Genomic DNA, 18669 nt, shown 5'->3' on the forward strand with positions numbered 1-18669 from the left:
CCGACCCATGCCCGCCGCCTCGCTGACGGACTCGTACGCCACGCTCTCGGCCATGATCACCCCCGCGCTGTTCATGACGGCGACGGGGTCGTTGATCATCTCGACGTCGAACCGGATGTCGCGGATCGTCGACCGCATCCGCCAGCTCAACCTCGAAGGGGACGACCTCTGCCGGGGCGTGAAGCCGACGGACTTCGTCGAGGACCGGCTGGAGCACATCGCGGTCCAGCTCGACCGGATGATCCTCCGCAGCGACCTGATCCGCCGCACGCTGACGCTGCTCTACCTGGCGATGGCCATGTACGTCGGCACGAGCCTGACCCTGGCGCTCAATACGTTGCTCGGGGGCTGGCTGCTGATCGTGCCGACGACGCTCGCCATCCTGGGGGTGGGCCTGATGCTCGCGGCCTGCGTGCAGCTCATCCGCGAGGCGCACATCGCGCTCCGGAACAACCGGCTGGAGATCCTCTTCTACCGGAAGCTCCGGAACCAGCGCGCATGCGAACCGGCGGCTTCCTCGGGCGAGGAGCCGCCGGTCGCGAAGCTCGGTTGATCGGGTCGGATCAGACGCCGACCTTCTTGCCGCTGCGTTCGGAGCGCTTGCGGCTCTCCTCGCTGAGGTAACGCTTGCGGAGGCGGATCCGCGAGGGGGTGATCTCGACCAGCTCGTCGGACTCGATGTACTCGAGGGCGATTTCGAGCGTGATGTCGCGGGGGGGCTTGAGCAGGATGTTCTTGTCCGAGCCCGAGGCCCGCATGTTGGTCAGCTTCTTTTCCTTGCAGGGGTTGACCACCATGTCGTCGGCCCGGGCGTTCTCGGCGATGATCATCCCCTCGTAGGTGGGATCGCCGGGGGCGACGAACATCGTGCCGCGCTGCTGGAGGTTGTCGAGGGCGAAGCCGACGACCTGGCCGCGGACCATGCTGATCATCACGCCGTTGGCCCGCGAAGGGATCTCGCCCTTGAACGGCCGGTAGTCGTGATAGTTGTGGTGCATGATCGCCTCGCCCTGGGTGGCCGAGATCAGCCGGCTGCGGAGGCCGATCAGCCCTCGCGCCGGGATCAGGAACTCCAGGTGGGCGTAGGCCCCCTTGACGTCCATCTTGCTCATCTCGCCCCGGCGCGAGCCGACCATCTCCATGACCGGGCCGATGTGGCCGTGGGGCACGTCGACGACCAGGAACTCGTAGGGCTCGTGATCGACGCCGTCGATCTTCTTGATGATGACCTCGGGCTTGCCGACCGACAGCTCGTAGCCCTCGCGTCGCATCGTCTCGATCAGGACCGAGAGGTGCAGCAGGCCGCGACCCGAGACGATGAAGGCGTCGAGGTCCTCGGCCTGGTCGACCCGGAGCGCGACGTTCGACTGCAGCTCGCGGTCGAGACGCTCCTTGATGTGCCGGCTCGTCAGGTATTTGCCCTCGCCGGCCAGCGGCGAGTCGTTGACCGTGAAGAGCATGCTCAGGGTCGGCTCGCCGACCTCGATCCGCGGCAGGGGCTCGGTGACCTCGGTGGACGCGATCGTGTCGCCGATGTCGATCGTGGCCAGGCCGACGATCGCCACGATGTCGCCCGCCTCGGCCTCCTCGACCTCGACCCGTCCGAGCTTGTCGAACAGGAGCACGCCGGTGATCGTCCCCGGGGTGACGACGTCGCCCCGCTTCCACATGTTGGCCTTCTGGCCGCGCTTGACCTTGCCGGTCATGATGCGGCCGATCGCGATCCGGCCGACGTACTCGGAGTAGTCGAGCGTCGTGCAGAGCATCGAGAACGGCTTGTCGAGGTCGACGACGGGCCCGGGGACCTGGTCGACGATCAGGTCGAACAGAGGCCGCATGTCGCCTTCGTGGACGCGGGGGTCGTTCGAGGCGAAGCCCGACCGGCCGGAGGCGAAGATGTACGAGAAGTCCGACTGCTCGTCGCTGGCGCCCAATTCGACGAAGGTGTCGAAGATCTCGTTGAGGACCTCCTCAGGGCGGGCGTCGGGACGGTCGACCTTGTTGATGACGACGATCGGCCGGATGTGGCACTCGAACGCCTTGCGGAGAACGAACTTGGTCTGGGGCATCGGCCCCTCGAAGGCGTCGACCAGCACGAGCGCGCTGTCGGCCATCTGGAGCGTCCGTTCGACCTCGCCGCCGAAGTCGGCGTGGCCCGGCGTGTCGATGATGTTGATTTTGACGTCGTGGTACGTGATGGCGATGTTCTTCGCCAGGATGGTGATCCCGCGCTCCTTCTCCAGGTCGTTGGAGTCCAGGATGCGCTCGCCCGTCAGCTGCGAGGCGCGATACTGCCCGGACTGGCGGAGCATCGAGTCCACGAGGGTCGTCTTGCCATGGTCGACGTGGGCGATGATCGCCACGTTCCGGATGTCGTCCCGTCTCTTCATCGTGTTCCTAGCTCGCGTCCCGGTATCGTGGCGTTTGTGCGGTCGATCCCAAACCAGCGGACGACCGAACGCCCCCGTTCCGCCCCGTGAGGGGCCTCCCGGCCGACCTTCGCCGCCGCTCCAGCAATCCGAACCCATCCCCGCGTCTAACAATGGTACGAAGAAACCCCCGTTTTGATCCAGAAGGAAAATGCCGCGAGGCGCATGTTCACCATCCATCACGCCGGCGAAGGGGCCCTGCCCGATGCCCCCGACGCTCCTCGCCGATAACATGGAGGTCCGGGCGTCGACGCCGTCGGTCGCGACCCGAAGCCGTTGATCCGCCATGCGTTTTCGATCGAAGGGTCGTCTGATGGAACATCTCGAAGTCCCCCAGCTGTTCGCGATGCTCGTGGTGATGCTCGCGGCGGCCAAGGTCGCCGGCGCGCTGGCGGAGCGGATCGGCCAGCCGGCCGTGCTGGGCGAGCTGATCGCCGGGATCGTCGTGGGGGGCTCGGTGCTGGGACTCGTGGACCCGCACGTCGAGACGATCCACATGCTCTCGGAGCTGGGCGTCGTGATCCTGCTCGTGGCGATCGGGCTGGAGACGGACCTGGGCTCCATGATGAAGGTGGGCGGGACCTCGGCGGCCGTGGCGGTGGTCGGAGTCGCCGCGCCGTTCGGGCTGGGCTACGTCGGCTGCCGCCTGATGGGGCTGGGCGAGGTGGTCTCGATCATGGCCGGGGCGACGTTGACGGCGACGAGCGTGGGCATCACCGCACGAGTGCTGTCCGACCTGGGCCGGCTCAAGTCGCCGGAAGGGCAGGTGATCCTGGGCGCGGCGGTCATCGACGACATCCTGGGCCTGGTCATCCTGACGGTCGTGGGCGGCCTGGCCGACGGCGGCGCGGTCACGGCCGCCGGCGTGGCGACGGCCACGCTCAAGGCGTTCGGGTTCCTGGCCGGGGTGCTGCTGGTCGGGAAGCTGGTCCTCCCCTGGGTGATCCGCGTCGCGAGCCGGATCGACGTCCCGGGGACGCCGACGATCCTGGCGTTGATCCTGGCCCTCGGCCTGGCCTGGCTGGCCGAGAAGTCGGGCTCGGCCCTGATCATCGGGGCCTTCGCGGCGGGCGTCCTGATCGCCGGTACGGCCAAGGCCCAGGAGATCGAACACGGGGTGACCACGCTCGGTCACTTCTTCGTCCCGTTGTTCTTCGTGGCGGTCGGGGCCTCGGTCGATCTCTCGGCGCTCGACCCGCGTACACCGGGGGCCCTGGCGGCCATCGGCCTGGGCGTGATGCTGACGGTGACCGGCGTCGTCGGCAAGCTGGCGGCCGGCTACGCCCCGTTCTGGTTCCGCGGCGACAAGCGGATCGTCGGCGTCGGCATGATCCCCCGCGGCGAGGTCGGCCTGATCTTCGCCCAGATGGGCCTCGCGAAGGGCGTCTTCAACGGCGGCCAGTTCGGCGGCGTCACGCTCATGGTGATCGTCACCACGTTCCTCGCCCCGCCCCTCCTCAAGGCCCTCGCGCCCGGCGTCCCCGACGCCGTGCCTATCGAAGACGACGACGGCATCGGCGAGCTGGTCAGCGAGGCCTGAACCTCTCGTTCCGAAGGCCCCATCGACGCCTTCCCCCCGCGAGGGTAAGGACGTCGTCGAGCGACAGAGACCATTTTCAGAATCCGTCTCGGAGCGACACGATTCGGCTCCGCAATCGGCGAATCGGATGTATCGTCCTTAATGGGACGAGGCGGCTCGGCGTAGCTTGGTAGTTCTTGGAAACTCGGGGTCAACAGCTACACCTTCCGGGATTTTATGACAGGGTTGGGCATCTCTATGACAATCCTTTCGGTCACGATTCGAGGTCGGGCAAGCATCGCACGAACACATCGAACGGCAACTCTATCGGGGACATCAGCCAGGATGTGCCGTCCTCGAATTGCTTGACGTGCCACAGAGCGACACCGTCCCAAGACGGCCATGAATCCATAGGGAAGACGAAGGTCGGCAGCCACAGCAGGCCGATCTCTCCCGTACCCTCCCAGCCGGCATGCAGGAATGCCGCTCGTGCGGCCTCGACATGGGCCGAGGGATCGGGCAGGAACCGATCGGGGGGTTGGATGAAGTGGAGGTTGTCGATCCACTCGAACGCATAGATCGGGAACGAGGCCATCGCCTCGGCGGGGTAGTCGATCACCGAAGAAGCTGGCACCGAGTATGACATGGTGGATCGCTTCCGGATTGCCCAAATAGCTTCGAGTGGACGAATGCCGGCCCGGCCGGGACGATGGCGGTTGCCACACCAGGCCATCAACCCGGACGGAGCCAGCCATGACATCTTCGCAGCGGTCGCCCGCCCCGTGCCAGTGGTTCGCCCGGCTCGCCTCCGCGCTGGACCGCCGGTCCGCGCACGGCTCGCCCCCTTATTCCTCGGGGCCCTCCTCGTACGCGGGCGGCGGACGGTCACCGCCTGGATCCGCGCCCCCGGGCTGAGCGAGCAATTCCGACCCTGCTACACGGCCGTCGCGGCGGCCGGCAAGAAGGCCGATACGGTCGCCGCTTTCCTCGTTCTCTGGGTCGTCAAGCCGCTGGTGAGGGGAGCTGAGCGGCTAACCCTCGCCATCGATGACACCACGACCGGACGCTGCGGGCCACGTGTCCAGGGGGCCGGCCTTCATCACAACCCGGCCCCTGGCCCGGCCGGCGCGCCGTTCGTCTACGGCCACGTCTTCGTCGTCCTGGGGCTCCTGGCTTCCCACCCCGCCTGGGGTGTGATCGCGCTGCCGCTATCGTCCCGGCTGCATGTCCGCCGGAAGGACCTGCCCGGCTTCCACCCGAGGCATCGGCCGGAATTCCGCACCAAGTTGGCGTTGGCCGTCGAGCTGCTCCGCAGGGCGAAACCGTGGCTGGGCCTGCTCGACAGGCCGATCTGGTTCGTAGCCGATGGGGCCTATGCCAAGGCGGATGTCCTCAATCCGGCCAAGGCGCTGGGGATGACGATTGTCAGCCGACTCCGCAAGGACGCGGCGCTCTATACGGTCCCGGTTCCACCTCCGGAGGGCCGGCGCGGCCGGCCGCGGATCTATGGCGAGCGCCGCATCGATCTGGCGAGGCGGGCGGGGCAACGGCGAGGCTGGTCCGCGTGCCTGTTCGACCTGTACGGAGGGAGGGAGGCCGAGCGGTACAAGACATTCACGGCGACCTGGCGGCCGGCGGGCGGCGCGATCCGGCTGGTGCTGGTGGATGAGCCGACGGGATGGGTGGCGTACTTCTGCACCGACCCGGCGGCCGCGGTCGCGGACATCCTCGGGACGAGAGCCGACCGCTTCAGCCTGGAGATCACGTTCCGCGATTGCAACCAGAACGTGGGGGCGGGGCAGCAGCGGGTGCGGTTCATCCATGCCAGCGTCGGGGCGTTCCAGGTCTGCCTGCGGACGTTCACGATGACCGAGGCATGGGCCTGGGGCCGCGACGAGGGAGATCTGGTGGACCGCTCGGACTCGCCGTGGGGCTCATTGGTGCGGCGGCCGAGCCATGCGGACAAGCGGAGGGCGTGGCGGCGGGAATTGCTCAGCGACGAGATTCATGCGGCTCTACGCCCCGGTGTCGCCGAGCCAGAAATTCAAGCGGCCGTCGATCGGCTACTCAGCCTGGCCGCATAACCGTAAGCGTCTCCCGGAAGGTACGGGTCAACAGATGACGGGGCGAAAAATCAAAATGCGGGGGGCGACTCCGAGGCCGATTTCCTGACATTAAGTCGATAATTTATAACGTTTTACGTCCGATGGCTTTGTTGGTCGAGGGACGAAAGAAGCCAAACCGAAGCCATCTCAGAGCAGGGGCGCGAAGAGTCGGAGGACGTTCTCGGCGATCTCGCGGATCCCGCCCGGCTTGGGCTCATAAATGGTGCAACCGGCGGCCAGGCGCTCCATCCAGCGGCCGACGTCGGCGACCCGTTCGGTCGAGAAGACGTAGAGGGCGACCTCATAGTTCAGGAACAGGCTGCGGTTGTCCATGTTCGCCGAGCCGATCACGGCGAGGCGGTCGTCGAACATCACGGCCTTGGCGTGGAGCATCGTCGGGCGGTAGAGCAGGACCTCCGCGCCGGCCTCGTGAAGCTCGCGGATGTAGCCCTCCCGGGCCAGGTCGGTGATCGGGTGGTTCGACTTCCAGGGGACGATCAGCCGGACGTCGACCCCCCGTCGGGTCGCCAGCACGAGGGCCCGGACGAGCATCTCGTCGGGGACGAAGTAGGGGGTCGCGATCCAGACCCGCTGGCGGGCGAAGAAGATCAGCGAGAGCAGCGACTCGTAGAGCGCATCGCCCTCGACGTCGGGGCCGCTGGCGACGACCTGGACGACGGCATGGCCGGGTCGCGTGACGAGGGCGGGCGGCCTCTCGCCGGGGACCTGAGGCGGGCGGCGCGGGCTGGCCGGGAGGTCCTCGCCGGTCGTGAACTTCCAGTCCGAGCGGAAGAGCCACTCCAGGTCCTCGACGGCGGGCCCGTCGATCGCCACGGCCAGATCCCGCCAGCGTTCCGGGTTGGGGTAGGGGCCGATGTACGAGGAGGCCAGGTTCATGCCCCCCGCGAGCGCCGTGCGGCCGTCGGCGATGGCCAACTTGCGGTGATTCCGCAGGTTCGTCCGGCCCCGGAAGGGGAGGTGGAACATCGGCATGAAGTAGGCCACGCGGCCCCCCGCGCGGGTCAGCGGGGCGAGGGCCCGTCGTCGCAGCCACCACGAGCCGACGTCGTCCAGGAGCAGCCGCACCTTCACGCCCTGGCTCGCCTTGAGCGCGAGGGCCCCGATCAGGGCCACCCCCACGTCGTCGTCCCTGAGGACGAACGTGGTGACGTAGATCGACGACCGGGCCTCGTCGATCAGCTCCATCATCCGCGCGTACGCTTCCTCGCCGGTCTCCAGGAGTTCGACGGCGTTGCCGGGCCGGGCCTCGGGGATGCCGAACGACCGCAGCAGCCGTTCCGTGTCGAGGTCGATGGCGGGCGTCGTGCGGTGCGCCGAGCCTGCGTAGACGGGGGCCTTCCGCGCGGCCATCCGGCGCAGCTTGCGGCCGCCGAAGAAGATGTAGAGCGGCACGCCGACGTAGGGCATCAGGATGACGACGAGCAGCCAGGCCAGGGTGCTGGCCGGCGAGCGCTTCTGGCGGATCAGGTAGGCGAAGAAGACGATCGCCAGGCCGAAGCCGAGCAGGGTCGTCAGCTCGGCCGAGATCCAGTAATACGCCTGCGTCAGGACCTCGCGCACGGTCGGGCCGACTCCTCGCCTCGCGGGCCGGCCGCACGGGACGCAGCCTCGCGACTCGATGCCCCGGCCTGCCCCCTCCCAGGCTACCAGTATCGCGACGGCGGCGTTAGTAGGGCATCGGCCTCGCCCGTTCGAGGAAGGGTCCTGTGGAGGCTTGCTCCCCGCCCCCGATCCCGTTATGACCCATGACGGTGAATCGTCGCCGCCCTCCCGGAGCCGAGTCTCATGCCATTCGCCCGCCGCCTCCGTCCGCTCTCGCTCGCCCTGTTCGTCTGGACGACGTCGACCCTCGCCCAGGAGCCCGCCCCGATGCGGGCGGCCCCCGAGATGCTCGTCGCCCCGAAAGCCCGGCCGGCCGAGGGTTTCCAGGCCGATGGGATGTCGGCCGTGTTCTACGAGGGGATGCCCTGGAAGGGGAAGCGTACCGAGGTCTTCGCCTGGGTCGGGGTCCCCGCGCTGAAGCCCGGTGAGAAGGCTCCGGGGATCGTCCTGGTGCACGGCGGGGGCGGGACGGCGTTCGAGGCCTGGGTGCGCCTCTGGACCGGACGAGGCTACGCGGCGATCGCCATGGACACCTGCGGGACGGTCCCGCGCGGCACCTACGGCAAGTGGGAGCGCCACGAGTCCGGCGGCCCGCCGGGCAACAACTTCGCCGAGGCCATGGTGACGCCCGAAGACCAGTGGCCGTACCACGCGGTCGCCGACGTGCTCCTCGCCCACTCGCTGCTGCGGGCCCGTCCCGACGTCGATCCCGACAGCATCGGCCTGACGGGCATCTCGTGGGGCGGCTACCTCACGTGCATCGCCTCGGGCCTGGACGGCCGGTTCCGCTTCGCCGCGCCGGTGTACGGCTGCGGCTTCCTGGGCGAGGCCTCAACCTGGAAGGCCGAGATCGACAAGCTCGGAGACACCGGCCGTCGCTGGTTGGCGCTGTGGGATCCTTCGCACTACCTCCCCGGAGGGACGATGCCCAAGCTCTGGGTGACGGGGACCAACGACTTCGCCTATCCGCTCGACTCCTTGCAGAAGTCCTATCGCGCGGCGGGGGGCGAGTCGACCCTGGCCGTGCGACTGCGCATGCCCCACGGCCACGGCGGGGCGGGCGAGAATCCCGAGGAGATCCACGCCTTCGCCGATTCCATCCTCAAGGGGGGCCCGAGCCTGGCCCGCGTCGGCCCGCTCACGCGGAAGGGCGAAGGCGTCGAGGCGAGCTATCAGGGGGCGGCCTCGATCGTCCGGGCCGAGTTGCTCGCGACGAAGGACGGCGGCCCCTGGACGGGACGACTCTGGGAGGCCGCGGAAGCCCGCATCGATCCCACGGCCAGGGTCGCCTCGGCGAAGATCTCCGACGGCGTCCGCGCGGCCTTCCTCAACCTCTACGACGATCGCGGGAGGGTGGTCAGCAGCGAACACCTCGAACTCCCGCAGACGACCCCGCGAAGCGACGGCCCCTGAACTTCCGCCAGGAGACGCTGAAATCCGGCGACGAGCGGCCTTAGGAAAATGCCGCGGGTCCAGGGCCGAATGGCATCACCTTTGCGTTACCCGATCCTTCGTCGGACGCGAACCGGGAGACGATGTTCAAGCTCTCCGTCGAAGCGGACGCCCCCGGCAGCTCGCGCCCCCCTCTCCAAACGAAGGAGCCGACGATGTCCGATTCGATCAAAGACAAGGCCCAGGAAATCGCCCACGAAGCCGCCGAGAAGGCCAAGGAAGTCGGTCACAAGATCTCCGAAAAGGCCGGCGAAGTCGGCCACAATCTCAAGGAGAAGGCGACCGAGTTCGGCCACGCCGCCAGCGAGAAGGCCCACGAAGCCGGCCACGCCGCCAGCGAGAAGGCCCACGAAGTCGGCCACACCGTCGGCGAGAAGGCTGAAGAGGCGAAGGAATGGCTGAAGGATAAGACCCATAAGGCCGGCGAGAAGGTCGAAGAGGCCGGCGAAGCCGTCCAGCGCAAGGTCTAAGCTGGACCCACTGAGTCACTCGATTCAAGAAAGCGAAGGCCGGGACGTATTCTCGGCCTTCGCCCATTTCGAATTAAAGCTCCCGCCAGTTCCTATTCTCGGAATGATCGCGCCGGCCCCGGCGACTTATGTAGGCTCTCTATAGCCCGCAACTTGCCCCCAGGCATGCGGCTCGGCTACCCTCGATCGATCGCGATCGTTCTGGGTATCGGGGGAGACAGGGCTCATGGGTGCGGCGATGCGGTTTTGTGCGGGGATCCTGGCGCTCTTGATCGGGATCCCGGTGCTCTCGGCGCAGGAGGCCCCCACGCCTGTCAAAGGTGAGGCCGGCTGGCTCCTTCCCATGCCCGAGGTCGACGCCGATCCCAAGATCCCGACGCTCGCCCAGGTCGTCGGCCACGCCTGGGGCCAGGACGTCTCCAGCGCCTCGGAGATCGAGCATGATCTCATCGCGCTCGCCGCGGCGGCCCCCGACCGGGCCCGCCTCGTCCCCTACGGGCGGACGATCGAGAAACGGCCGCTCTGCTACCTGGTGATCACGTCTCCCGAGAATCTGGCCCGGCTCGACGCGATCCGCGAGGACAACCTCCGGCTGTCGGACCCGCGCAAGACGTCGCGCGACGACGCGCGGCCGATCCTCGACGCCCTGCCGGTGATCGTCTGGATGGCTTACGGCGTCCACGGCGACGAGATCTCCTCGGGCGACGCCGCCATCCTGACGGCCTATCACCTACTGGCCGACCGACGCGAGGAGACGCGGAAGCTGCTGGAGCGGGTCGTGGTCGTGATCGACCCCATGCAAAATCCCGACGGCCGCGACCGCTTCGTGAACTTCCATCGCGAAGGCCGGGGCGTCGAGCCCGACGCCGAGCCGCTCGCCGCCGAACGCGTCCAGCGCTGGGCGACCGGGCGCCACAACCATTACATCTTCGACATGAACCGCGACTGGTTCCTCCAGACCCAGTCCGAGAGCCGCGATCGGATCGCCGCGTACCTCCGTTGGCAGCCTCACGTCCTCATCGACGCCCACGAGATGGGGACCAACAACGAGTACTACTTCGATCCCCCGGCCGACCCCGTCCTCGACCTGATCACCCCTCGCCAGCGCGAGTGGTTCGGTCGCTTCGGCCGGCGCCAGGCGGGTCGCTTCGATCAGTATGGGTTCCTTTATACGAGCCGCGAGTTGTACGACGGCTTCTATCCCGGCTACGGCACAACCTGGCCGGCCCTCCACGGCTCGATCGGCATCCTCTGGGAACAGGCCGGCACGCGGGGCCTGGTCGTCGATCGCGAGGACCAGACCAAGCTCCACTATCACGACGGCGTCCGTCGCCATTACGTGAGCGGCATCTCGACCGTCGAGACCGCGGCGGCCAACGCGCGCGAGATCGTCCGCGACTTCTACGACTACCGAGCCTCGGCCGTCGCCCTCGGCCGCGAGGGGCCTATCCGCGACTATCTCCTGCTTCCCGGACCGACGCCCGCCCGCGCCGCGAAGCTGGCCGATCTGCTGGTGAAGAACGGCGTGGAGGTCCGTCGACTCACGGCCCCGGCCACCGTCAAGGCGCGCAAGGACGCCGAGACGTCGGTGAAGGAATGGTCGGCCCCGGTCGGCAGCTACCACGTGCCGATCGCCCAGCCCGCGGGACGCCTCGCCCGCTCGCTGCTCGACGCCCGTTTCGACATGGGGGAGGCCTTCCGCGAGCGCCAGCTCGACCGCAAGAAACGGCGGCTGGACGACGAAATTTACGACCTCACGGCCTGGTCGTTGGCCCTGACCCACGGCGTGACCTCGCTCGCCGTCGACGGGCCCGCTTCGTTGACGAGCGAGGCCGTCGCCGACCCGAAGGCGACCGGAGACGTGGTCGGGCCGGAGAAGGCCAATGTGGGATATTTGATCCACGCCGAGGACGACGCGGCCATGATCGCGCTCGGGGAACTCCTCCGCGCCGGCTTCCGGGTGCAGGTCCTGGACGAGTCCGTCCGCCTGGGGGGCGTGAAGTTCGCCAAGGGGACGCTCCTGCTGAGGACCATCGAGAACCCCGAAGCCCTCCACGGCAAGGTCCGCGAGCTGGCGACGCGGCTGGGCCTCTCGGTCGCGGCGACCGACACGGGCCTGGTGGACGAGGGGACGGGCCTCGGCGGCTTCCACATCTCCTGGGTGAAGCCCCCCAGGATCGCGATGCTGGTCGACCGGCCGGCCTCCCCGTTCGTCGGGCACACGTGGTACCTATTCGACCAGGTCTGGAAGTACCCGGCGACCCGCGTCCCGGGCGGCGCGATCGCCGAGTTGGACCTGACGAAGTACAACGTCGTCGTCCTGCCCGACGGCCGCTATCCCGGTCCGTTGACCGAGGGCTTCGCGGCCAAGTTGAAGGACTGGGTCCGAAGCGGCGGGACGTTGATCCTCGTGAAAGGCGCCGCGGCCTGGGCGACCGAGAAATCCGCCGGCCTGCTGGCCTCGAGGGTGGTGAAGAAGCCGATCCGAACGGCCGGCGAGCCCGACCCCAAGGCGACCGACGCGGGCGACAAGCCGAAGGTTTCCGACGAGCCCCGGACGGAGGCGGACGAGGAATCGCCCGACCCCGTCCCCGGGGCCTTCTTTCGAGCCGGCGTCTACGACGACCACTTCGTCACGTTCGGATCCCCGTCCGAGATCTTCCCGCTGGTCAACACCGACCTCATCCTGACCCCCCTCAAGCCGGCCGACGGCCGCAACCTGATCACCTTCGCCCCCCGCGACCTACTCGTCAGCGGCTTCTGCTGGCCGCAGACCCTGGAGCTGATGGCCGGCAAGCCCCTGGTCGTCTACCAGGCCCTCGGCAAGGGCCACGTCGTCGCCTTCGTCGACGACCCCAACTACCGCGCCATGACCCCCACCACCCAGCGATTCTTCCTCAACGCCGTCTTCTTCGGCCCAGGCCATTGAACGACGTACGCCCGCAGGCTGGCCTTCCTGAGGGCGGCCCGGCCGATAGGTGCTTTAGCGGAGGGGATTGTCGACGGTCCTAGAATGGGGTCGCAACGATCCGACGAGACCCCTGACAGGAGAGAGCCATGGCGCGCGTCGTACGTTTCCACGAAACCGGCGGCCCGGAAGTTCTTCGGATCGAGGAGCTGGACGTGCCGCCGCCCGGAAAGGGCGAGGTGCAGATCCGCATCAAGGCGATCGGGTTGAATCGGGCCGAGGCCATGTTCCGCCGCGGGCAGTATCTCGAAGATCCGAAGCTTCCCGCGCGTCTTGGTTACGAGGCGGCCGGAACTGTCGAGGCGGTCGGGCCGGACGTCCAGAAGATCAAGGTCGGCGACGTGGTCAGCGTGATCCCGAGCTTCTCGCTCAATTCGTACGGCCTCTACGCCGACCTGGCCAACGCCCCCGCCTATGCAGTGGTACACCACCCGGCCTCGCTTTCCTGGGAAGAAGCCGCCTCGGTCTGGATGCAGTACGTCACGGCGTATGGGGCCCTCATCGACATCGGCGGCCTCACGAAGGGCGACGCGGTAGTGATCCCCGCCGCCTCCAGCAGCGTGGGCCTCGCGGCCATCCAGATCGCCAACCGCGTCGGCGCGATCCCGATCGCCCTGACGCGCGGGACGTCGAAGCGGCAGGCCCTCCTCGACGCCGGGGCGGCCCACGTGATCGCGTCGGACGAGCAGGACCTGGTCGCCGAGATCCTGAGCCTGACCGACGGCAAGGGGGCCCGCGTCGTCTTCGATCCCGTCGGCGGCCCCACCGTGGAGAAGCTCCTGCAGGCCACCTCGAAGCTGGGCATCCTCTTCCTCTACGGCGCCCTGAGCACCGAGCCGACGCCGCTGCCCCTGTTCGAGGTCCTCGCCAAGTGGGTCACGATCCGCGGCTACGTCATGATGGAGATCACCAGCGATCCCAAGCGGCTGGAGCGGGCGGTCCAGTTCACCAACGAAGGGCTCGCCGGCGGCAGCCTCAAGCCGATCGTCGCCAAAACCTTCCCGCTCGACGAGATCGTCGACGCCCACCGCTACCTGGAGTCCAACCAGCAGATCGGCAAGGTCGTCGTGACCGTGTGAGCGGTCCGCGATCCGGCGTACTCCAACGGCGGACGGGAGTTCGAGAATCCGGCCCAACTTCCGTCCTTCCTCCCTTCATCTCCGAAGCTCTTTCCCTTCCTGCCGGCTGTTCTGGCCCTGGCATCACTGGCACGACATTTCGTGCGGATCTTGATCACTTCACGCGGTCGCTGAAGCTTCAGCGAGTCCGTCGGGATGCCGGCGCGGGGCGATTCCGTCCGACGCCGCCCCCCTTGCGCCGCGTTTTTTCAACCCGGGCACGTGAATCGCGTAAAGCCGGATCCATCAAGTGATTTCTTTCCGTCTTCGCCTAGCGGCCTGTCGCGCCGCGAGGACGGCGGGTCACGATCAAGGACTTCGAAGATGGACGAGATGAAGGTGGCCCGCGGCCTGGGCTGGTTCAGCATCGGCCTGGGCGTGGTCGAGGTCGTCGCGGGCCGGCAACTGGGCCGAGCGTTGGGCATGGAGGACAAAAGCTGGCTGCTGCGCGCCTTCGGCGTCCGCGAAATCGCCGCGGGCGTGGCCATCCTCAAAATGGATCAGCCGCGCGCGGGAGTCTGGGCCCGGGTCGCCGGCGACGCCCTCGACCTGGCGGCGTTGGGCTCGGGATTCACCCCGGACAATCCCAGGAAGGCGAACCTGGCCGCGGCGACCGCGGTGGTCGCCGGGATCACCTGGCTGGACTACTGGTGTGCGAAGCGGCTCCACAGCGGACGCCCCCACGGCTCCCTGAGCACGCACCGGCGGTTCGTCGCCGACGGTTCCAGCCGCCGCCTGGCTTCCGGGGATTTCCCCGCGCGGAGCCGTTGAGCGGCCCAGGCTGCAAGCTCCTGAACTTCCTCATGCTCGTCGCGAATATTCCCCACCCACCTCGATCATCCAGGAATCGACTTCAATGAGAGCCCTCTGCTGGCACGGAAAGAGCGACGTCCGCGTCGATACCGTGCCCGACCCCAAGATTCAGGATCCGGGCGACGCGATCGTGCGGATCACCACGACGTGTATCTGCGGGTCGGACCTCCACCTCTACGACGGCTTCATGCCCACGATGGAAGCCGGCGACGTGCTGGGCCACGAGCCCATGGGCATCGTCGAGGAGGTGGGCAAGTCGGTCACGAAGCTGAAGCCCGGCGACCGCGTCGTCGTCCCCTTCACGATCTCGTGCGGAAGCTGCTGGTTCTGCGAGCGGAAGATGTACTCGCTCTGCGACCGGTCGAATCCCAACGCCGAGATCGCCCGCAAGGCCATGGGGCAGTCGCCGGCCGGGCTCTTCGGCTATTCCCATATGCTCGGCGGCTTCCCCGGCGGCCAGGCGGAGTACCTCCGGGTCCCCTTCGCGGACGTCGGACCGGTGAAGATCCCCGACGGCCTGCCCGACGAGAAGGTCGTCTTCCTCTCCGACATCTTCCCGACCGGCTACATGGGCGCCGAGAACGCCGAGATCGAGTCCGGCGACACGGTCGCCGTCTGGGGCTGCGGCCCCGTGGCGCAATTCGCCATCCAGAGCGCCTGGATGCTCGGTGCAGGCCGGGTCATCGCCATCGACCGCGTGCCCGAGCGCCTGGAGATGTCCCGGAGGCACGGCAAGGCCGAGACGATCAACTTCGACGAGGTGGGCGTCTACGACCAGCTCATGGAGATGACCAAGGGCCGCGGGCCCGACCGCTGCATCGACGCCGTCGGGGCCGAGGCCCATTCGACCGGGGCCGTCGACGCCGTGCTCGACAAGGCGAAGACGGCGGTCGGGATGGCCACCGATCGCGCCCACGCCCTGCGCGAGGCCATTATGTGCTGCCGCAAGGGGGGAACCGTGTCCGTCCCCGGCGTCTACATCGGCTATCCCGACAAGATCCCCTTCGGGGCCGCAATGAACAAGGGGCTGACCTTCAAGATGGGCCAGACCCACGTCCAGCGCTACACGCAGCCGCTGCTCGAGAAGATCCAGTCGGGGCACATCGACCCGTCCTTCGTGATCACGCACACGGTCCCGCTCAAGGACGCCCCGCAGATGTACAAGACGTTCAGCGACAAGAAAGACGGCTGTATCAAGGTGGTCCTCAAGCCGTGACGCGGGTTGGACCCGCCTGGGAGCCCCGGATTCAGAGTCCGCTCAGCGGGTCTTCTTGGCTGACTTGCGGACGGTCGGGGCGTCCCCCATGTTCAGGGTGCGAGCGTAGTCCTCGTCGCGGAAGATGTGCAGCGGATCGATCCCCACGACCGTGTAGCTGACCTCTTTCTGGGCGGGCTCGCCGGCCAGGCTCAACCCCACCTTGAACGTGTGCCCCTCGGGGTCGGAGGCGTCGGAGGCCACGGAATAGCTCGACAGCTTCTGGCCGGCCTTCCACTGGAAATCGACGAAATCGATCGGGGGCTTCGCCGCGGCGAGGGTCGAGACGGGCCGGCCGGCCTTCCACGCGTCGAGCCCGGCCTCCAGAGCCTTTCGCGCGTCCTGGACCGAGGTCAGGGGGGCCGAAGGATCGCCGCAGCCGGCCATCGGGAGCATCAAGATCAGGCTTGTGAATGCGAATCGCATCGATCGCTTCCGGGTCTATCATGGGTGAAGACGAAAAGCTCGTCCGCGAATTGGGCGCGCCGCGAGGGCGTGGCGCGGACCGGTCGCGGACGAGTTGAAAACCGGTCAAACGCGGATCAGTAGGCGTCGCTGGAGATGACCTCGCCGCCGTTGCGAGTCCCCAGGGCGCGCCAGGTTTGCAAACCGACCGAGGACTTCACGAAGCGGACCGAGCCGTCGCCCATCATCGCGTTGACGCCGCCGGGGTGCAGGCTGGAAGGCGGCACCTGCATCGGCATGTTGGCCATGCTGCCCGCGAAGCCGACCCCCGCGCACGTCTTGCCGTTCGGCACGCCGACGTGGTTGTAGGAGGTGCAGCACATCTCGCCCATCACCCAGCTCATCCCCTGGCGGCGGGTGAGCCGCGTCGTGGTCAGCGGATTCAGAGCCTCGCAGTTCTGATTGGTCGCCTCGAAGCCCGTCGGCGACGGGGTGATCGTCCCCGACATCACCAGCGAGTCGGAGCGGGCGTTGCCGTCGTTCACGTCCTTGCCGCGGATCTTCTCGCTGAAGAAGGCGGTCGAGGTCAGGCCGTCGGTCACGTCGGCCAGCTTGACCGCGCTCAGGTAGTAGAAGATCCCGGACGGCTTCGCCGTAGCGTCGACCGCCGTGGGGACGGACTCGCTGAGGTCGCACGCCCAGGTGTTCAGGTTCCCCAGATAATTGTTGGCCCCGGGCCACTGCGAGGTCAGGTTCCCGCCGGCGTCGGACGGGCAGAGGAAAACCGAGACCTGCGTCAGCGAGGACGTCTGGTTCTCGCGGTTTGGGTTCTGATACGGCGGCATGAACGCCACGTCGCCGGCCATCCCGGGCGTTTCCGGAGGGAGGAAGAAATTGATGGAATTGAACAGGTTGCCCTGCTCGATGTACATCAGGAGTTGACTGTGAACCGACCAGCGGGCGTAGGTCGCCGAGCCCGGGAGCGAATCGACGTAGTTCTTCCCCTTGCCGAACGGCAGCACCTGGAACGTGCTCGCGTAATTGTGGACGGCGAGGCCGATCTGCTTGAGGTTGTTGGTGCACTGAGACCGACGCGCGGCCTCGCGGGCCGACTGGACCGCCGGCAAGAGGAGCGCGATCAGGACGGCGATGATGGCGATGACGACGAGCAACTCGATCAGCGTGAAGCCGCGATTTCGACGGATCATCAAGTGATCCTCCTGGAACGAAGGGATGATGACGGATTCGGATCGCCTGCGCCGCGGCGGCGACCTCGTATGAGTTGGCATCCGTGGCGCGACGCGGTGGGCGAGAGCCGATCGGGCTCACTTTCAGCGTGTGGGCCATGACGTCGATGAATCCGACCGACCGTGGGCTGCTGCCTTGAACGGGGCACGAGCCGTCAGACCTTCAGACGCCGGATTCCGGAGGGGGATCGATCTGAGAGGCCTGATCAATCGGACGAAACTTCGTCGCCGGGCGGGAGATTGGATGAGATTGTGAGGAGTCGAGGCCGTGGTCGGCCTGAGTCCACAGTTCCTGTCGGGGTGGGATCTCCCAGCTCGTCGTCGGGGGCGGTGCATCCGCCGGGGCGGTGCGGCACGAACCCTGGCAACGCGGGACGGGGGTCGCGGGGACGGGCTCCGCGGTCTCCTGGATCGACACGATCGTCCTCGCCGACGGGGCGAAGAGGCGTCCCGGGCCTGTCGGGGCGGCTCCGCCGCGGCAACCGGCCCTCGCCGGCTGCGCGCCCGTCGCCAAGGCTATGATCGCGAGCGCAACCGTCGCCGACGCGGCTCGCCGAACGCGGCCCGGGCGAGCCGGGGGATTCATCCAGGAGGGGATTTGATTTATCATGTCGGTCGGCGATCGTCGTAACGATGGGCTGAAGGACGACCCGCCCACGAGCCTCGAACGCCTGCCTCGGCTCAACCCAGATAGGCTATCAGGTCGCTCGCAAGGACCACAAGATCAAGAGTGCATCCTGCGGCAGGTCGAACGGGATGATCCGAGCCGGTCGCGTCGTCATGGGGCCGATCTTCGGCGGCTTGTGCGTCGCGTCCCTGCTCGCGGGCTGCGAATCGCGTCCGATCCCGACCGTCCTGGTGCCCGATGCAGCCGGCGCCCGGCTGGCCGTGGAACGGGCGATGGAGTTCTGGAAAGAAGGCAGGCCCACGGGCGTCGTCGAGGCGACGAGGCCTCGCATCCAGGTCGTCGATTCCAGTCGCAAGCCGGGCCAGACGGTCGCGAGCTATCGGATGCTCGCCGAGTCGGCCTCGCCTCGTGAGAGGACGTTCAGCCTGAAGGTGAGTCTCCATCATCCCGACGAAGAGGCCGTCGTGCGCTTCCTCGTGATGGGCGCCGACCCGATCCTGATCTTCCGCCAGGAGGATTACGATCTGATGATGCACTGGGAACATAAAATGGACCCCGACGGGGACGACGCCCCGAGCCCGCCGCCCGTGCGTCCTTGAGTCCCGACGCGATCGAGAGGAGGCCCATGCCAGCGCCC

The 18669-nt window shown here is 67.7% G+C and carries 15 protein-coding genes; 10 read left to right on the forward strand and 5 right to left on the reverse strand.

Annotation, left to right across the window (positions count from 1 at the left end; translation table 11 throughout):
• The first annotated feature begins 7 nt into the window (after positions 1 to 7).
• Positions 8 to 553 (forward strand): DUF2721 domain-containing protein, encoded by a 546-nt coding sequence (locus PZE19_RS05300; protein WP_277859530.1) that lies wholly within the window; start codon positions 8 to 10, stop codon positions 551 to 553.
• A gap of 10 nt (positions 554 to 563) precedes the next feature.
• On the opposite strand, the gene typA is transcribed toward PZE19_RS05300, so the two are convergent.
• Positions 564 to 2390 (reverse strand): translational GTPase TypA, encoded by a 1827-nt coding sequence (gene typA, locus PZE19_RS05305; protein ID WP_277859531.1) that lies wholly within the window; start codon positions 2388 to 2390, stop codon positions 564 to 566.
• Positions 2391 to 2742: 352 nt separating this feature from the next.
• Here typA and PZE19_RS05310 point away from each other — a divergent pair, with 352 nt between their 5' ends.
• The gene (locus tag PZE19_RS05310; protein WP_277859532.1) at positions 2743 to 3969 is read left to right on the forward strand and encodes a cation:proton antiporter; all 1227 of its coding nucleotides are present in this window, start codon (positions 2743 to 2745) and stop codon (positions 3967 to 3969) included.
• 253 nt (positions 3970 to 4222) lie between these two features.
• Here the strand turns inward: PZE19_RS05310 and PZE19_RS05315 are convergent, their stop codons facing one another.
• Positions 4223 to 4594, reverse strand: a complete 372-nt coding sequence (locus PZE19_RS05315; RefSeq protein ID WP_277859533.1) for a hypothetical protein — start codon at positions 4592 to 4594, stop codon at positions 4223 to 4225.
• Positions 4595 to 4730: 136 nt separating this feature from the next.
• Between PZE19_RS05315 and PZE19_RS05320 the strand changes: the two genes are divergently transcribed.
• Positions 4731 to 6032, forward strand: a complete 1302-nt coding sequence (locus PZE19_RS05320) for an IS701 family transposase (protein ID WP_277859534.1) — start codon at positions 4731 to 4733, stop codon at positions 6030 to 6032.
• A gap of 168 nt (positions 6033 to 6200) precedes the next feature.
• Here PZE19_RS05320 and PZE19_RS05325 read toward each other — a convergent pair whose 3' ends face one another.
• A complete protein-coding gene (locus PZE19_RS05325) occupies positions 6201 to 7634 on the reverse strand; it encodes a phospholipase D-like domain-containing protein (RefSeq protein ID WP_277859535.1) in 1434 nt (477 codons plus the stop codon).
• 225 nt (positions 7635 to 7859) lie between these two features.
• Here PZE19_RS05325 and PZE19_RS05330 point away from each other — a divergent pair, with 225 nt between their 5' ends.
• The 6 genes from PZE19_RS05330 (at position 7860) to PZE19_RS05355 (ending at position 15713) form a co-directional block, all read left to right on the forward strand.
• Complete coding sequence (locus PZE19_RS05330) at positions 7860 to 9089, forward strand: alpha/beta hydrolase family protein (RefSeq protein WP_277859536.1); 1230 nt, start codon at positions 7860 to 7862, stop codon at positions 9087 to 9089.
• Between the two features lie 194 nt (positions 9090 to 9283).
• The gene (locus PZE19_RS05335; RefSeq protein WP_277859537.1) at positions 9284 to 9598 is read left to right on the forward strand and encodes a hypothetical protein; all 315 of its coding nucleotides are present in this window, start codon (positions 9284 to 9286) and stop codon (positions 9596 to 9598) included.
• A gap of 226 nt (positions 9599 to 9824) precedes the next feature.
• The gene (locus tag PZE19_RS05340) at positions 9825 to 12527 is read left to right on the forward strand and encodes a M14 family metallopeptidase (protein ID WP_277859538.1); all 2703 of its coding nucleotides are present in this window, start codon (positions 9825 to 9827) and stop codon (positions 12525 to 12527) included.
• Positions 12528 to 12655: 128 nt separating this feature from the next.
• Positions 12656 to 13645, forward strand: a complete 990-nt coding sequence (locus PZE19_RS05345) for a zinc-dependent alcohol dehydrogenase family protein (RefSeq protein WP_277859539.1) — start codon at positions 12656 to 12658, stop codon at positions 13643 to 13645.
• Between the two features lie 363 nt (positions 13646 to 14008).
• Complete coding sequence (locus tag PZE19_RS05350) at positions 14009 to 14455, forward strand: hypothetical protein (RefSeq protein ID WP_277859540.1); 447 nt, start codon at positions 14009 to 14011, stop codon at positions 14453 to 14455.
• Positions 14456 to 14540: 85 nt separating this feature from the next.
• The gene (locus PZE19_RS05355) at positions 14541 to 15713 is read left to right on the forward strand and encodes a zinc-dependent alcohol dehydrogenase (protein WP_277859541.1); all 1173 of its coding nucleotides are present in this window, start codon (positions 14541 to 14543) and stop codon (positions 15711 to 15713) included.
• A gap of 42 nt (positions 15714 to 15755) precedes the next feature.
• Here PZE19_RS05355 and PZE19_RS05360 read toward each other — a convergent pair whose 3' ends face one another.
• Positions 15756 to 16178 (reverse strand): hypothetical protein, encoded by a 423-nt coding sequence (locus tag PZE19_RS05360; protein ID WP_277859542.1) that lies wholly within the window; start codon positions 16176 to 16178, stop codon positions 15756 to 15758.
• A 116-nt stretch (positions 16179 to 16294) separates the two neighbouring features.
• Positions 16295 to 17365, reverse strand: coding sequence for a DUF1559 domain-containing protein (locus PZE19_RS05365; RefSeq protein ID WP_277859543.1), 1071 nt, complete (start codon positions 17363 to 17365; stop codon positions 16295 to 16297).
• A 795-nt stretch (positions 17366 to 18160) separates the two neighbouring features.
• Here PZE19_RS05365 and PZE19_RS05370 point away from each other — a divergent pair.
• Entirely contained in the window at positions 18161 to 18631 is a 471-nt protein-coding gene (locus tag PZE19_RS05370) for a hypothetical protein (protein WP_277859544.1), read from the forward strand.
• Positions 18632 to 18669 lie beyond the last annotated feature (38 nt).

The organism is Paludisphaera mucosa (assembly GCF_029589435.1).
Lineage (GTDB): Bacteria > Planctomycetota > Planctomycetia > Isosphaerales > Isosphaeraceae > Paludisphaera > Paludisphaera mucosa.

What these genes read in the sequence shown, in the direction of transcription:
- PZE19_RS05300 (WP_277859530.1), top strand. Translation starts at nt 8, where the DNA reads ATGCCCGCCGCCTCGCTGACGGACTCGTACGCCACGCTCTCGGCCATG.
- typA (WP_277859531.1), bottom strand. Translation starts at nt 2,390, where the DNA reads ATGAAGAGACGGGACGACATCCGGAACGTGGCGATCATCGCCCACGTC.
- PZE19_RS05310 (WP_277859532.1), top strand. Translation starts at nt 2,743, where the DNA reads ATGGAACATCTCGAAGTCCCCCAGCTGTTCGCGATGCTCGTGGTGATG.
- PZE19_RS05315 (WP_277859533.1), bottom strand. Translation starts at nt 4,594, where the DNA reads ATGTCATACTCGGTGCCAGCTTCTTCGGTGATCGACTACCCCGCCGAG.
- PZE19_RS05330 (WP_277859536.1), top strand. Translation starts at nt 7,860, where the DNA reads ATGCCATTCGCCCGCCGCCTCCGTCCGCTCTCGCTCGCCCTGTTCGTC.
- PZE19_RS05335 (WP_277859537.1), top strand. Translation starts at nt 9,284, where the DNA reads ATGTCCGATTCGATCAAAGACAAGGCCCAGGAAATCGCCCACGAAGCC.
- PZE19_RS05340 (WP_277859538.1), top strand. Translation starts at nt 9,825, where the DNA reads ATGGGTGCGGCGATGCGGTTTTGTGCGGGGATCCTGGCGCTCTTGATC.
- PZE19_RS05345 (WP_277859539.1), top strand. Translation starts at nt 12,656, where the DNA reads ATGGCGCGCGTCGTACGTTTCCACGAAACCGGCGGCCCGGAAGTTCTT.
- PZE19_RS05350 (WP_277859540.1), top strand. Translation starts at nt 14,009, where the DNA reads ATGGACGAGATGAAGGTGGCCCGCGGCCTGGGCTGGTTCAGCATCGGC.
- PZE19_RS05355 (WP_277859541.1), top strand. Translation starts at nt 14,541, where the DNA reads ATGAGAGCCCTCTGCTGGCACGGAAAGAGCGACGTCCGCGTCGATACC.
- PZE19_RS05360 (WP_277859542.1), bottom strand. Translation starts at nt 16,178, where the DNA reads ATGCGATTCGCATTCACAAGCCTGATCTTGATGCTCCCGATGGCCGGC.
- PZE19_RS05365 (WP_277859543.1), bottom strand. Translation starts at nt 17,365, where the DNA reads ATGATCCGTCGAAATCGCGGCTTCACGCTGATCGAGTTGCTCGTCGTC.
- PZE19_RS05370 (WP_277859544.1), top strand. Translation starts at nt 18,161, where the DNA reads ATGATCCGAGCCGGTCGCGTCGTCATGGGGCCGATCTTCGGCGGCTTG.